The 13,610-nt window shown below is 46.5% G+C and carries 13 protein-coding genes; 10 read left to right on the forward strand and 3 right to left on the reverse strand.

Annotated features, from left to right (window positions below; genetic code table 11):
- Window positions 1-2: 2 nt before the first annotated feature.
- A complete protein-coding gene (locus RIF36_RS19245) occupies window positions 3-1,430 on the forward strand; it encodes a four-carbon acid sugar kinase family protein (RefSeq protein ID WP_350129235.1) in 1,428 nt (475 codons plus the stop codon).
- A gap of 63 nt (window positions 1,431-1,493) precedes the next feature.
- On the opposite strand, the gene rlmF is transcribed toward RIF36_RS19245, so the two are convergent.
- The 3 genes from rlmF to RIF36_RS19260 form a co-directional block, all read right to left on the reverse strand.
- Complete coding sequence (gene rlmF / locus RIF36_RS19250; RefSeq protein WP_350129232.1) at window positions 1,494-2,438, reverse strand: 23S rRNA (adenine(1618)-N(6))-methyltransferase RlmF; 945 nt, start codon at window positions 2,436-2,438, stop codon at window positions 1,494-1,496.
- A 200-nt stretch (window positions 2,439-2,638) separates the two neighbouring features.
- Complete coding sequence (locus RIF36_RS19255; RefSeq protein WP_350129229.1) at window positions 2,639-3,754, reverse strand: AEC family transporter; 1,116 nt, start codon at window positions 3,752-3,754, stop codon at window positions 2,639-2,641.
- 150 nt (window positions 3,755-3,904) lie between these two features.
- Window positions 3,905-5,092, reverse strand: coding sequence for a pyridoxal phosphate-dependent aminotransferase (locus RIF36_RS19260; protein ID WP_350129226.1), 1,188 nt, complete (start codon window positions 5,090-5,092; stop codon window positions 3,905-3,907).
- Between the two features lie 453 nt (window positions 5,093-5,545).
- Between RIF36_RS19260 and RIF36_RS19265 the strand changes: the two genes are divergently transcribed.
- From RIF36_RS19265 to RIF36_RS19305, 9 genes are all read left to right on the forward strand, one after another.
- Entirely contained in the window at window positions 5,546-6,703 is a 1,158-nt protein-coding gene (locus RIF36_RS19265) for a Gfo/Idh/MocA family protein (RefSeq protein WP_350129223.1), read from the forward strand.
- 95 nt (window positions 6,704-6,798) lie between these two features.
- On the forward strand, window positions 6,799-7,038 hold the full coding sequence (locus RIF36_RS19270) for a hypothetical protein (RefSeq protein WP_350070038.1): 240 nt from the start codon (window positions 6,799-6,801) through the stop codon (window positions 7,036-7,038).
- A 231-nt stretch (window positions 7,039-7,269) separates the two neighbouring features.
- Window positions 7,270-8,004, forward strand: coding sequence for a phenylalanine 4-monooxygenase (locus RIF36_RS19275; protein WP_350096844.1), 735 nt, complete (start codon window positions 7,270-7,272; stop codon window positions 8,002-8,004).
- A gap of 108 nt (window positions 8,005-8,112) precedes the next feature.
- On the forward strand, window positions 8,113-8,694 hold the full coding sequence (gene hisH / locus RIF36_RS19280; RefSeq protein WP_350129220.1) for an imidazole glycerol phosphate synthase subunit HisH: 582 nt from the start codon (window positions 8,113-8,115) through the stop codon (window positions 8,692-8,694).
- Between the two features lie 2 nt (window positions 8,695-8,696).
- A complete protein-coding gene (gene hisA / locus RIF36_RS19285; RefSeq protein WP_350129217.1) occupies window positions 8,697-9,413 on the forward strand; it encodes a 1-(5-phosphoribosyl)-5-[(5-phosphoribosylamino)methylideneamino]imidazole-4-carboxamide isomerase in 717 nt (238 codons plus the stop codon).
- 320 nt (window positions 9,414-9,733) lie between these two features.
- Window positions 9,734-10,489: an imidazole glycerol phosphate synthase subunit HisF gene (hisF, locus tag RIF36_RS19290; protein WP_350129214.1), complete on the forward strand. Its 756-nt coding sequence runs from the start codon at window positions 9,734-9,736 to the stop codon at window positions 10,487-10,489.
- Window positions 10,490-10,501: 12 nt separating this feature from the next.
- Window positions 10,502-11,101, forward strand: a complete 600-nt coding sequence (gene hisIE, locus RIF36_RS19295) for a bifunctional phosphoribosyl-AMP cyclohydrolase/phosphoribosyl-ATP diphosphatase HisIE (protein WP_350129211.1) — start codon at window positions 10,502-10,504, stop codon at window positions 11,099-11,101.
- Window positions 11,102-11,146: 45 nt separating this feature from the next.
- A complete protein-coding gene (gene ctlX / locus RIF36_RS19300) occupies window positions 11,147-12,091 on the forward strand; it encodes a citrulline utilization hydrolase CtlX (protein WP_350129208.1) in 945 nt (314 codons plus the stop codon).
- Window positions 12,092-12,122: 31 nt separating this feature from the next.
- On the forward strand, window positions 12,123-13,601 hold the full coding sequence (locus RIF36_RS19305) for a dihydrolipoyl dehydrogenase family protein (RefSeq protein ID WP_350129205.1): 1,479 nt from the start codon (window positions 12,123-12,125) through the stop codon (window positions 13,599-13,601).
- Window positions 13,602-13,610: the final 9 nt, after the last annotated feature.

Consider the following 13,610-nt stretch of genomic DNA (forward strand, 5'->3'; position numbering starts at 1 on the left):
GAGTGGTTGATCAGAGACTTGCGATGTACGAAAACGTAAACCAAAAATTCAATCAGTTGCCACCTGATTATCCCGAAGGCCTCCTGCCTGCCATTCAAAGGGAGTTTCTGGAAAGTGAAAAAACCATTGTGGTACTTGACGATGACCCAACAGGCACACAGACGTGCTACGATGTGATGGTGCTCACCTCGTGGGAGGTAGGCCTGATAGCGGCAGAACTCAGGCAAAAGCCCTCCATTCTCTACATCCTTACCAATTCCCGGAGCCTGCCGGAGCCAGAGGCAGTTGACCTGGCACTGGAAATCGGGCGAAACCTTAAAGAGGCTGCAAAAGAAAGCCAAAGAGACGTGGTGGTGGTAAGCCGAAGCGACTCTACTTTAAGAGGCCACTTTCCAGCGGAGGTAGACGCTGTAGCCGAAGCTCTTGGTCTTCAGGGAGCAGTCACCGTGCTGGTGCCAGCTTTCATTGAGGGCGCCAGGTATACGGTGGACGATGTGCATTACATCGTCGAAAATGAAGAGCTCGTGCCTGTGTCTGACACGCCCTTTGCGAAAGATGTGTCGTTTGGTTACCAGCACGCCAACCTGAAGGAATGGGTGGAGGAAAAGACAAAAGGTCGGATCAAAGCCTCGGAAGTCCACTCGGTGTCCATCGAGGATCTGCGGGCAGGCGGCCCCCAAGCCGTGGCAAAGAAACTGGAAGCCTGCGCCGATGGATCAGTATGCATCATGAACGCCGCCACCTACCGTGACCTGGAAGTAGGGGTGCTGGGGTTGATAATGGCCGAAAGGTCAGGTAAGAAGTTTCTGTACCGCACCTCCGCCACTTTTGTGCCTATCAGGGCGGGTATGGTATCAGGTAAACTTTATGTCCCTCAAAAAGAGGATGCTGCTTCTTCGCATGGGTCGCTTGTGGTGGTAGGTTCTCACGTGCCTAAAACTACCAGCCAACTGGCTTATCTGCTCAAACAGGGAAAACAACAAAATCTGGAGGTAGATGTTAGTCAGCTACTTCGGCCGCAAGACTTAAGTGGCGAGGCAAAGGCCATCAGCGCCAAGGTGGATGTGTGGCTCGCTGCTGGCGACGATGTGGTGATTCACACGAGCCGCAGACTGGAAACTGGAGCAGATGCAGAAAGCAGCCTCAAAATCAATGCTCTTGTCTCCGGCTTCCTTGTAGCCATTGTGCAAGCGATCTCTGTTCGTCCAAAGTTTGTAGTTGCCAAAGGCGGGATTACTTCCAGCGACCTGGCGTCCAAAGGGCTTTCAGTTCAAAAGGCAACAGTATTGGGCCCGGTTATTCCAGGAGTGCCGGTGTGGAAACTGCAAGGGGAAAGCAAGTTTCCCGGGCTGATTTACGTTGTGTTCCCCGGCAATGTGGGCGATGAGAAGGCACTGGCGCTCGTGTGTGAAAAGTTTGGCGGCGGGTAGCATTGTGTGTGAGATGGAAAAAGCACTGGAGGGAACGCAATGGTGGAAATGCGAGTGTATTTACTATCCCATTTTTGCCCATTTCCTTCGGCTTTCCGGAGTTAGAAAAGTCCAGGAAACAATGCGGCTAACTTTATTCCCCTGCCCCATAGGGATTGTTTTAATATCCACTGCACCTACCTTTTTCAGTGCCTCGTAAACGTTCTTAAGGTTAGACTGTTTTGAAATTAACGTAGAAAACCAAAAACAGGAAGTGGTAAACTGTTTGCTTTGAAGGATCATCTGCCGGACAAAACTCTCTTCGCCTCCATCATACCATAATTCAGTATTGTGTCCCCCAAAATTCAAAACAGGCTTCGTGATTTTCTTTTGCTTTAGGTTTCTCAACTTTCGAATGGTTCCAGATTGGGCTTCAGCAAAAGAAGCATGAAAGGGAGGGTTGCAAATGGTGAGATCAAAGTATTCATCCTTTTTAATGATCCCGTTAAAGATGTCTTTGGAATTCGGTTGTAACCTCAGGCTAACATTTCCTCGAAGGTGGGCGTTTGATTCAACTATTTTGTTGGCGCATTCAATGGCTACAGGGTCAATGTCGGCGCCAACAAATGACCAGCCATACTCCGAATGCCCTATGATGGGATAAACACAATTGGCCCCTACACCGATATCCAGACATTTAATTTCGCTGCCGGTTGGAGGCTTGCCCCGTTTCGACAGTGGATGAGAGGAGGCCAATAGGTCTGCCATGTGGTGGATGTAATCCGCTCTCCCGGGAATGGGTGGGCACAAATAATCTTTTGGGATATCCCAATCTTTTATATTGTAATAGCGTTTCAAAAGCGCTTTGTTCAGTGCTTTGACTGCTTCCGGATTGAAGAAGTCAATAGATTCGTTGCCGTAGTCATTCAATCGCACAAATGGCATCAAAGCTGGATGGCTTTTGCTAAGTTGCTTGAAATCATAGCGCTGCCGGTGCTTGTTGCGTGGGTGCAATTTGGGTTTTTCCATTCTTCGGTCAACTTGTGAAGATGTACCAGGAAGTTTCTTTTTCTTATCTGACATTGAGGCGTTCTCTCTGCGACAGGCTCATTTTAGACGTGATCCTATCCATGGCCAAAGTTACAAATTGTTGCCAGTAAGTGTGCTGGGTGATAGGCTGCCATGTTTCTGCATTGGACACCTTTTTTGTCAGGCGGGCAAAGGAATTGTTAGCTTCTTTCTTCTACCAGCCGGCTTGCGTAGGTTTTGAACCAGCGAGCGGAAAACAAAAGTGGCAGAGCCGCTAAGGCAATAGAAATACCGGATGAAAGAAAGACATTGGCTGGCTGCACAAAGAAGCCTTCAAACACATAAACGCTAAGAATAAGTGCAACAGAAAAAGGCAAAGAGCACGCTAATGCATTCATGCCAAAGTCGAGGTCAAATGTTCGGGGGCGAATTGGGTTTTCCTGTGCGCTTTCTAACGTATTAACGGCCGACATATGGGCAAATGGCCAGAAGCTACAGGCACTCTGAGGGAACACCACAATGAGTATCATGGTAGGTGCGTCAGTAACTGGCAGTAGCACCAGCAACAACCCGCTGATGATAAAAGCGATAGCAGACCGGAAGAACAGGAAGGAGAAAATAGCTTTTACTTGTTGCCAGGTAAACTTGATTGAGATGCCAATGAAAAGGAGAATCATTGGAGTCATCATCAGGCTCATTTTGTCAACCGAGTCTCCAAGGAAACCAGGCAGAGAGTCGAAATGTAGCCCAAAAGCCAGCATCACGATGGCAGCCAGCATCACCATATTTACAGGCTCTTCCAACATCGATTTGAAAAGGCTTTTGAGTTTTTCAGAAGTGTTTCGGTTGCCAATCTCATTGCGGTCGAAATACCATTTCATGGCAATGCTGTATAAAATTATCAGCACAAACACTTTGTTGCCCACGTCGGCCAGCGCAGCCAGTGCCAGTGGCTCCTCGCCGTGGTACTCCATAATGAATGGAAACAGCGAAAGGCCTGGTGCCAGTGAGGGTAGTAGCATGATCAGTGTGCGATACTGCTCTTCTTTTAAGTTAAACAGCGAAGGCAAAGGTAGCTTGCTTACCAACAAATACATGAGCAGGTTAAACCCAAGAGCCAGCACGGGAACAATGATCATTCCCCACGAAAACTCAATTTTCAGTAGAGCAATGAAAATGGTGGCAGGAAGCGCCAGGCTGAGTATGAGCGTCTTGATGCCATCCTTTCGCTCCTTGCCCTGGATTTTTTTCTGAAGAAAATACCCAATAGCGATAAGGAGAAGAAACGAAATGGTTTTAGTAATGGCTGAATTCATGAACTAAAACAGAAATACTTTGTGCTTATAAAAAACGAACGGTGGTCGATTGAAAAGGGAAATGTTGGTACTACGTGGGCGCTGCCCCGGGCCGTCGTTGTGGACACCTGAATGCCGGAAACTCAGCCCGGGCAGCTAACACATAGTCAGTTAACTGACGATCTCATAAAGGCTTTTTGTGAACAGTTTCACTTCGTCCATGGTGCCCATGCTTACCCTGGCATAAGGCTTCCCGTCGATCTCAAACCCTCTGATGCCTACGCCTCTGTCCATAAACTGAGTGAGAAACTCCTTGGTGGGTACCTGAATAGGGAATAAGATGAAGCTTGTGAACGAAGGAATTGGATTCATACCGGCCTTTTTTAGCTCAGCGAACACATATTCCCTGTTTTCCTTATTGTGCTTTCTGGTGAATTCCTGAAACTCAACGTCCTTCAGGCTCGCCATGCCACCTTCGAGTGATGTCACGCTGATCCCCATTTCGGTGCGAACCATGCTCTTGATTGCTTTCACTCTCGCTTCATTGGCGGCCATGTAGCCAAGTCTCAGGCCGGCCATGCCATGTATTTTGGAGAACGTGCGGCAAATGATCACATCGTAGCCTTCCTGCACCAGACTCACTGCTGTATTGGCCTCAGGGTTATCAAGCAGCTCCATATAAGCCTCATCGATAAACACAGGCACCTTTGAAGAGACCTTTTTACAGAACGCTTTGATCTCGCTTACCGGCGTCATGGTGCCGGTTGGGTTGTTCGGATTGCAGATGTAAACAAGCTTTGTCTCATCATCAATCGCAGCTGCCATAGCGTCCAGGTCGTGCGAATAGTCTGCCTTTAAGGGTATGTTTTTCCACGTACCACCAATCGATTGAGTGGTTCTGATCATTGACATGTAACTGGGATCGGCCGAAACAATGTTGCCTCCGTTCATAAACAATGAAAAAGCTACTTTCTCGAGGATGTCGGTAGAGCCAGGCGACAAAAGGATGGATTCTTTAGATACACCTTCTTTTTCTGCAAGGAAGTCGACCATCTTGGCTGAACTATTATAAACATAGCGGTTACCCATAGAAGCACTTGCTGCAATAGCGGCAACAGCTTTTTTTGAAGGCCCCCATGGGTTCTCATTAGCAAGCAGCCTGGCTTTCATATCAGTCCTATCAGCCATCATCACATGGTAGTTTTCCATGAGGCTGTATTTGCCCTGATAAGGTTTCATGCCAAGCGCAGGTTTGCTGTTGGCAAATGCGGGAAATGCAGCGCTGGTTACAACACCGCCGGCAGCCAAAGCACTATACTTCAGCCACGATCTACGATTAAGATTGGTTGTCTTTTCCATCCTTTTATTACAGGTTTGAATATTGGTTTAATTATCAAAAGAAGCCTGAGTATGCCTCTGGTAATCCTGAAATGTTCCTCTGATTGGGAACTGAAAATAAAAGGGGTGTCGAATAATGTAGATGCTCAGATAAGCTTAGGAAAGATAAACAAAAGCGCAGGTAATAGTCAAAAATATTATCGCCTCTTATGAAGTATTCCTTAATTTTTAGAAAGTTGATAATTTATGCGGGTAATAATTGCAAAACAGATAGTGCTTAAGACTGCTTGAAGACCTGTTGACGCTTTTCGCTCTCTGGGCCATTCAAATTAAATTCGCTCAGGGAGTTGAATAAAACTTCATTTTTAGCCGAAAAATGAATTTATTGAGGTGAAATTGGCGGGCCACCCACCGGGAGAAGCCGGACACTGGTGGCGGCCATTCGATTGTTTCACCCTAAAACTATCATAGATAATGAGCAGAAAAATAAGAATGGGCATGGTAGGTGGTGGCCGTGGTGCGTTTATTGGCGCTATTCACCGTCACGCAGCTGGCCTCGATGGACAGGTTGAATTAGTATGCGGAGCTTTCCATATTGATCCTGAAATATCTGTCGCCTCGGGTAAAGACTTTTACCTGCCTGAAGACCGTTGCTACAGAACTTACCATGAGATGTTTGAGAAGGAAGCTAAACTTCCGGCTGACAAGCGTATGGATTTCGTCACCATCGTCACTCCCAATTTTGTTCACTTTGAGCCTGCTAAGCTAGCCCTGGAGAACGGTTACCATGTGGTTTGTGAGAAGCCGCTGTCGTTCAGCCTGGATGAAGCCCTGCAATTAGAGGCTTTGGTGAAAAAGACCGGACTCACATTTGCCGTTACACATACCTACACGGGATATCCGATGGTGAAGCAAGCCCGTGAAATGATTAAGGAGGGAGTTTTCGGAAAGATCAGGAAAGTAGTGGTAGAATACCCACAGGGTTGGTTGTCAACTCCGCTGGAGCAGTCTGGTAACCAGCAGGCTAGCTGGAGAACTGACCCTAAGCGCTCAGGTAAGGCAGGGGCTGTGGGCGACATAGGCACTCATGCTGAGAACCTCGCAGAAACCATCACCGGACTTAAAATCACAGAGCTTTGCGCCGATGTAAGCCGTATGGTGTCGGGCCGTTTGCTCGACGACGATGCCAATATATTGTTGCGTTTCGACAATGGCGCCAAAGGTGTTCTTCACTGTAGCCAAATCGCTGCTGGAGAAGAAAATGCTCTCAATATTCGTGTGTATGGTGAAAAAGGGGGCTTGGAGTGGCACCAGATGGAGCCTAACACCATGCTGGTGAAATGGCTCGACAAACCCACTCAGGTGTACCGGGTAGGTGGTGACCGTGCATATATGGGCGCTGTTGCCCAGGCGAACACACGTACGCCGGCAGGCCACCCCGAAGGATACCTGGAAGCGTTTGGCAATATCTATAAGAACTTTGCCAAAACTGTGCAGGCAAGAATCGATGGCAAAAAGCCAGACCCGATAAACCTCGATTTCCCAACCGTTGAAGATGGTGTGCGTGGCATGAAGTTCATCGACGCCGTGATTGAATCAGGTGACGCTGGCGCAAAGTGGGTGAAGCTGTAGTAACATATTTTATTCATGTGAAGGGTGGTGGTAGCAAAATATCAGTCATGAATCATTATATTGGTAATATTGTTACGAATTGAAACCAATAACGAATGGACAAGAACACTGAAAACGCTATTGTTAATGCGCTTGGAGATATTCATGTTACTTTAGACTACATGAAAAATGACCTTTCTGATGTGAAGAAGAGTTTTAATGTTTTCGCAGGAAAGGTGCTTGACAAACTTGATACGCTCGATGGTAAGGTAACTGAGGCGATAGGTTTGAAGAAGGAGATCGAGAAACATTCATTGGACATTGAGGCCATAAAGAAGCATTTGAATATTCATTGAGAGTTCAGACGTAGCGCTGTCTACTAACATTGATTTTTTTTGTAACTTTATACCGTATAATGAACAGAAATACCTATCATATCTATTACCATCATGTGGCTCCTGAGCGATTTAGGCAGTAATAGACGATATTTATATAGCTATTAGAAAAAAGACCTCAATCGCATGATTCAGGTCTTTTTTCGTTATTAGAGTAATTGCATTAACCCAACAAGTGAAAATTATACTTTTATGAGACAGATTTATGAGAATTATGACGACGAGGACTTCAAAGTCTGGCAATTGTTGTACGAGCGCCAGATCGTAAATCTTCCCAATGCAGCATCGAAGGCACACCTGAAAGGACTTGAGCAAACAAATTTTGTGGCCAACAACATCCCTCATTTCGAAGACACTAATGAGATTCTCCACGAGATTACAGGCTGGAAGCTGGCGGTGGTGCCGGGGCTTGTGCCAGACTACACCTTCTTTGAACTGATGTCGAACAGGTACTTTCCGGCCACTACATGGCTAAGAAAAATGAAAGAGCTCGACTATCTGGAGGAACCCGACATGTTTCACGACGTATTTGCCCACGTACCCATGCTTACTAACCAGAACTTTGTCAACTTTCTGGAAGAGTTGAGTAAAATAGGCCTGAAATACTGTGGAAACGACTACGCAATTGAGTTACTATCCCGCATTTACTGGTTTACGGTTGAATTTGGCCTGATCAGAGAGAATGGCAAACTGAGGATTTATGGTGCAGGTATTTTAAGCTCAGCTGGAGAAACCAAATTTTCGCTAAGCGATAAACCTGCTCACTATGAATTCAATGTCAGGCAGATTATGGCAACGCCTTACTGGAAGGATAAATTTCAAGACAAGTACTTCATTATCAACTCCTATGAGCAGCTCTACAAAGCGATTCCTGAGATCAAACAGGTGATTGCTGAGGAGGTTGATAAGGCGCAGCACGTCCATTGATTTCACTTTAACCCCGGAACTTTAGGTAATTCACATAAATTTGCCGGGGTTTTCTATTGCCTGTCCAACAAGCGGCAGAAACGAGAATAGCATTATCGATTGGAGAGAATGAAAGTAGCGATTATAAAATACAACGCAGGAAACGTGCAGTCGGTCACCTTTGCTCTCAATAGGCTGGGTATTGAACCAGTGCTGAGCAATGATCCGGAAGTGCTCAAAAGTGCTGACAAGGTCATCTTTCCCGGTGTGGGAGAAGCCAGCACGGCCATGGCTTCAGTGAAAGAAAACGGGTTGGATAAAATCATCCCTGAGCTCAAACAGCCTTTTCTCGGCATTTGTTTAGGACTACAGTTGATGTGCAGGCATTCGGAAGAGAATGATACGCCCTGCCTGGGTGTATTTGATCTGGAAGTGAAAAAGTTTCCGCCCAATGAAAAGGTGCCTCACATGGGATGGAATAAAATTCACTCACTCAAAGGCCCTTTGATGAATGGGCTTACCGATGATGCTTATCTGTATTTTGTGCATAGCTACTATGCTGAAATGGGAAGCAGCACCATTGCCCAGTCGGACTATATGGTGCCTTTTAGTGCGGCGTTGCAAAAAGGCAATTTTTATGCGGTGCAGGCCCACCCGGAAAAGAGTGGTGTGGATGGAGCGAGAATACTGAAGAACTTTATTGAACTGTAGGAATGGATATTATACCGGCAATCGACATCATCGATGGAAAGTGCGTGCGCCTTACCCAGGGTGATTATGACCAAAAGAAGATATACAATGAACGTCCGCTGGAGGTGGCTATGCAGTTCGAAGATGCGGGCCTTACCCGCCTGCACCTGGTCGATTTGGATGGAGCAAAGGCCGGAACAGTAAAAAACTGGAAAGTACTGGAGGCGTTGGCCAGCAAGACCTCCATGGTGATCGACTTTGGCGGTGGGATTAAAAGCGCTGAGGACGTAGATATTGTGTTTGAGTGCGGCGCAAAACTGGCTACTGTAGGCAGTATGGCGGTGAAGAATGAGGAGGTATTCTCCGACTGGCTGGAGCAATACGGAGCTGATCGATTCTTTCTTGGAGCCGATGTGAAAGACGAAAAGATCGCCATAGGGGGCTGGCTGGAAACAACCGACATCTGGGTGTATGATTTCATTGAGAAGTACGTTCAAAAGGGCGTTACTAATATATTCTGTACCGATGTGAGCAAGGATGGTCTATTGGAAGGGCCGTCGGTTGATCTGTACAAAACCCTGGTCGAGCAGTTCCCGGATATCTATTTTGTAGCCAGCGGTGGCGTAAGCTCTATGAAAGACCTTGAAAGGCTCAAAGAAATTGGCTGCAAGGCGGCGATTGTGGGGAAGGCGATTTATGAAGGAAGGGTCAATATTGCTGATTTAAGATTTTTGATTTGATCTGGGGAAATGGCAATAATCAAATAGCAAAGCTCAAATAAGCATCAAATTCAAATGTTCATATTTACTCGACCCTAGGGGACAAGTTGCCCTGTTTTTGAAGTGATTGAAAATAGTGAAATAACCAAACGATGACGTGCATTTTCTTATAGTCAACTCTAATTGTGGTTGAATTACAGAAGTAAACTGTTGGGGCGCAGAAGGCTTGTGGACAACGTTTGGAATTTTCCTATTGGTAATTATTTGTTTTTTGTTGCTTGCGGTTTGAGTTTTCTCAGACGTTGCAAAATGACTTGAGTTTACATTTTAACGAGTTTCCTGTGTTAACAAAACGTATCATCCCCTGCCTCGATATCAAAGACGGTCGCACCGTTAAAGGCGTCAATTTTGTAGACCTGCGAGATGCCGGTGACCCGGTAGAGCTGGGTGCCCGCTATGCAGCCGAAATGGCCGATGAGCTGGTATTTCTTGATATTACGGCCACAGTAGAAAAGCGCAAAACCCTGGTGGAACTGGTTCGGCATGTGGCCAGGGAGATCAATATCCCCTTTACTGTAGGTGGGGGCATCAGCTCTATTGCTGACGTATCAGCCCTGCTCAATGCCGGAGCTGACAAAGTGTCGATCAATTCATCGGCAGTGAAGCGGCCCGAACTGATCGATGAGCTCAGTCGTGAGTTTGGTAACCAGTGCATTGTGGTGGCCATCGACTCCCGATTTGCCGACGGTGTGCATGTAGTACATACGCATGGTGGTCGCACACCCACGTTTTTGGAAACAATTAGCTGGGCCAAAGAAGCTGAAGAAAGAGGCGCTGGCGAAATTTTGCTCACCTCTATGGATCATGATGGAACCAAAGCGGGCTTTGCAGATGAGCTTACCGCAAAGGTTTCGGAAGCTGTAGGGGTGCCGGTCATTGCCTCTGGCGGCGGCGGGTTACAAGAGCATTTTTTGGATGTGTTTACCAAAGGAAAAGCCGATGCTGCGCTGGCGGCAAGCATTTTCCACTTTCAGGAGGTGCCTATTAAGGAATTAAAGGAGTACCTTCGTGACCAGAATATACCCATGCGATTATAAAGTGAGAGGATAATGGAAGGATTGGATTTTAGTAAGGGAGACGGACTGATTCCGGCAATTATACAAGATGAAGCAACAAGCAAGGTGCTGATGCTCGGCTTCATGAATGAGGAGGCGCTCTCCAAAACCAGGGCAGAAGGAAAAGTCACATTTTTTAGCCGGACAAAGAATAGACTGTGGACCAAGGGGGAGACATCGGGCAATTTCTTTTTTGTAAAAGACATGATAGCCGACTGTGACAAAGACACCCTGCTCGTCAAGGTGAACCCTGTTGGCCCCGCTTGTCATACTGGTGCCGACACCTGCTTTAATGAGGTGAATTCAGACGGTATAGCCTTTCTTAATAGTCTTACATCCATCATTCAAGACAGACACGATAATCCCTCAGATAAGTCATACACGTCGTCTCTTTTCCAAAAAGGAATTAACAAAGTGGCTCAAAAAGTAGGAGAGGAAGCTGTTGAAGTAGTGATTGAGGCCAAGGATGACAATGAGGAGCTTTTTCTCAATGAATCGGCAGACTTACTTTTTCACCTGATGATCTTGCTTGAAGCCAAGGGAAGTAAGCTGGATGATGTGGTTGATATTCTGAAACAAAGGCATAACAAATAGGCCCTCCTGCTGGAAAATTAGCTTTGTAAGTGCGAAATTGGGCAAATGCCCAGAGAAATAAAATTGCAAAGCAACGCTGCACCAGCAGTCCTCATGGTGAGACCGGCCAACTTCGGCCCCAATCCCGAAACAGCCGGAAGCAATTCGTTCCAAAGCGCAGCCCAAGCGGGAGAACTGGATCAGATTCGCTTGCAGTCCATTGCAGAGTTTGACGCTGCCGTAGATACACTCAGAAGCGGTGGAGTCGAAGTAATTGTGGCCCAGGATGAATTTTTGGAAGAACGACGTGATGCGGTTTTTCCCAACAACTGGGTGTCATTTCATGAATCAGGCGACGTGTTTCTTTACCCCATGCAGTCCAAAGCCAGGAGAACCGAGAGAAGACCAGAAGTGATTGACGCTGTGAAACCTCGGTTTACAGTACACAAAATCACTGACCTCTCAGGAACTGAAGAAAAAGAGCTATATCTGGAGGGCACCGGGAGTTTGATCGTTGACTACCCCAACCGTATTATGTACGCCTCCAGGTCTATTCGGACAAACGAAGACCTGGTGCGAGCCCATACCACCAGACTTGGTTTCAGCGCTGTGGTTTTTGACGCACTCGATAGAAGTGGCATGCCCATCTATCATACCAATGTGATGATGTGTCTCGGCACATCCTATTGTGTGGTTTGTCTTGAGAGCATTCCTGAGGGTGAGGAAAAAAGAGTATTTCTTGCAAGTTTGGCTACAACGAGTCACGAAATCGTCGACATTTCTTTTGATCAAATGGAACATTTTGCTGGCAATATGCTGGAGGTGGCTACCAGCAGAAGTAAGCCTGCACTGGTCATGTCCATCACCGCATTTGCCGCTCTCACACAATCGCAAAAGATTATTCTGGAAAAATATGCTAACTTAATTGCCGTAGACATCCCAACAATAGAAAAATACGGAGGCGGTAGCGCCCGATGTATGATGGCTGGGATTCACCTCCCAGCTATTTAAACAACATTTTTTAAACCTTAATGACCTGGTAATGAATAAGTTTGATGTTTGCGTAATTGGTGCGGGACCTTCTGGTTATGCGGCTGCCATGCGTGCCCTGGATTTTAAAAAAAAGGTAATTCTCATAGAAAGAAATCAGGTAGGTGGGGCCGGCGTGCACGACGGTGCTCTCTCCAGTAAAACCTGGTGGGAGATATCCAGAGACTATTATACGCTGCGAAAACATGGCAAGGCCTTTAATTTTAAGGTGCCTGATCTTGCATTTCAGAAAGTTAAAACAGAAGTACTCAAGGCCACCAGTGAAAGAAAAGATCTTCTGGAATTTCACATGGCTTCGATGAATAGTAATGGGCAGGATTTACTGACATTCAGAAGAGGTGAGGCGAAGCTGCTGAGTAAACACAAAGTGGAGATTTCAGGTGAGAACGGCGTAGATGTTGTAGAAGCTGACAATATCATTTTGGCTACGGGAAGTCGGCCAAGAAAACTCCCCAACCTGCCGATAGACGAAAAAATTGTTGTCACCAGTGACGGCATTCATAACTGGACAGAGTGGCCAAAAAGTATGGTGATAGTGGGTGCCGGTGTAATAGGGTGCGAATTTGCTACTATCTTTTCCAATTTCGGGAGAACGCAGGTTAACTTAATCGACAAAGGGGATAGAATATTACCGTTTGAAGACAGCGACATTGTTGATGTGATCGAAAATAACCTGGAAGAAAAACAGGTGCTGGTGCATCGCAACTCCAAGCTCATCGACATGAAGATCGTAAACGGGGAGGTCGAGTATGAGTTGGAGTACGATGATGGCGAAAAAAAGAAGTATCAGGTGGAAAAGGCCCTGGTGTCCGTAGGTAGAGTGCCAAACTATGAAAGCCTTGGGCTGCAAGAAATTGGAGTTGAAATTGATGGCAGGGGTATAATTGACAACCTTACCCAGACTAGCGTTGATAATATCTATGCAGTGGGGGACATAACAGCGGATATTGCCCTGGTTAATGTTGGGGAATTGGAGGGCAGGTATGCCATCGAGAGAATCTACGGGAAGCCTTTGCATAAACTCATCTACGAAAACATCTCGACAATTATGTTTTTGGCACCCGAAGTTGCTGGAGTTGGATTCAACGAGATTCAGGCCAAACAAAAGGGAATCAACTACAAAGTCACCAGCTTACGTTATAGCAATATTTCAAGAGCGACGGCAATGCGTAACACCCAGGGTTTCATCAAACTGATGGTAACAAACGACGATAAAATGAAAATCCTGGGCATGCGTGTGGTAGGAGAGCATGCCTCAAGTGCCATTCAGGCTGTGGCTCTCCTCATTTCTATGGACAAAGGTGTGGAGGAGCTCGCAGAACTTATCCACCCACACCCTTCTATTATCGAAGGGATACAAGAATGTGCCAGAATGCTTCTGGGCAAGTCCATGCTCAAGCCCACTGTTTTGTTGGAGTCTATGGCTTGCAAAACCTGCGTCGAAGGAGTTTATGAAAACATTATCTATTAACCTTCTTCC

This window comes from Imperialibacter sp., from assembly GCF_040222815.1.
In the GTDB taxonomy this organism is placed as follows: Bacteria; Bacteroidota; Bacteroidia; order Cytophagales; family Cyclobacteriaceae; genus Imperialibacter.

Excerpts from the sequence above, each read along its gene's own strand:
- rlmF (WP_350129232.1), bottom strand. The coding sequence starts at position 2,438 with ATGGAAAAACCCAAATTGCACCCACGCAACAAGCACCGGCAGCGCTAT.
- RIF36_RS19255 (WP_350129229.1), bottom strand. The coding sequence starts at position 3,754 with ATGAATTCAGCCATTACTAAAACCATTTCGTTTCTTCTCCTTATCGCT.
- RIF36_RS19260 (WP_350129226.1), bottom strand. The coding sequence starts at position 5,092 with ATGGAAAAGACAACCAATCTTAATCGTAGATCGTGGCTGAAGTATAGT.
- RIF36_RS19265 (WP_350129223.1), top strand. The coding sequence starts at position 5,546 with ATGAGCAGAAAAATAAGAATGGGCATGGTAGGTGGTGGCCGTGGTGCG.
- RIF36_RS19270 (WP_350070038.1), top strand. The coding sequence starts at position 6,799 with ATGGACAAGAACACTGAAAACGCTATTGTTAATGCGCTTGGAGATATT.
- RIF36_RS19275 (WP_350096844.1), top strand. The coding sequence starts at position 7,270 with ATGAGACAGATTTATGAGAATTATGACGACGAGGACTTCAAAGTCTGG.
- hisH (WP_350129220.1), top strand. The coding sequence starts at position 8,113 with ATGAAAGTAGCGATTATAAAATACAACGCAGGAAACGTGCAGTCGGTC.
- hisA (WP_350129217.1), top strand. The coding sequence starts at position 8,697 with ATGGATATTATACCGGCAATCGACATCATCGATGGAAAGTGCGTGCGC.
- hisIE (WP_350129211.1), top strand. The coding sequence starts at position 10,502 with ATGGAAGGATTGGATTTTAGTAAGGGAGACGGACTGATTCCGGCAATT.
- ctlX (WP_350129208.1), top strand. The coding sequence starts at position 11,147 with ATGCCCAGAGAAATAAAATTGCAAAGCAACGCTGCACCAGCAGTCCTC.
- RIF36_RS19305 (WP_350129205.1), top strand. The coding sequence starts at position 12,123 with ATGAATAAGTTTGATGTTTGCGTAATTGGTGCGGGACCTTCTGGTTAT.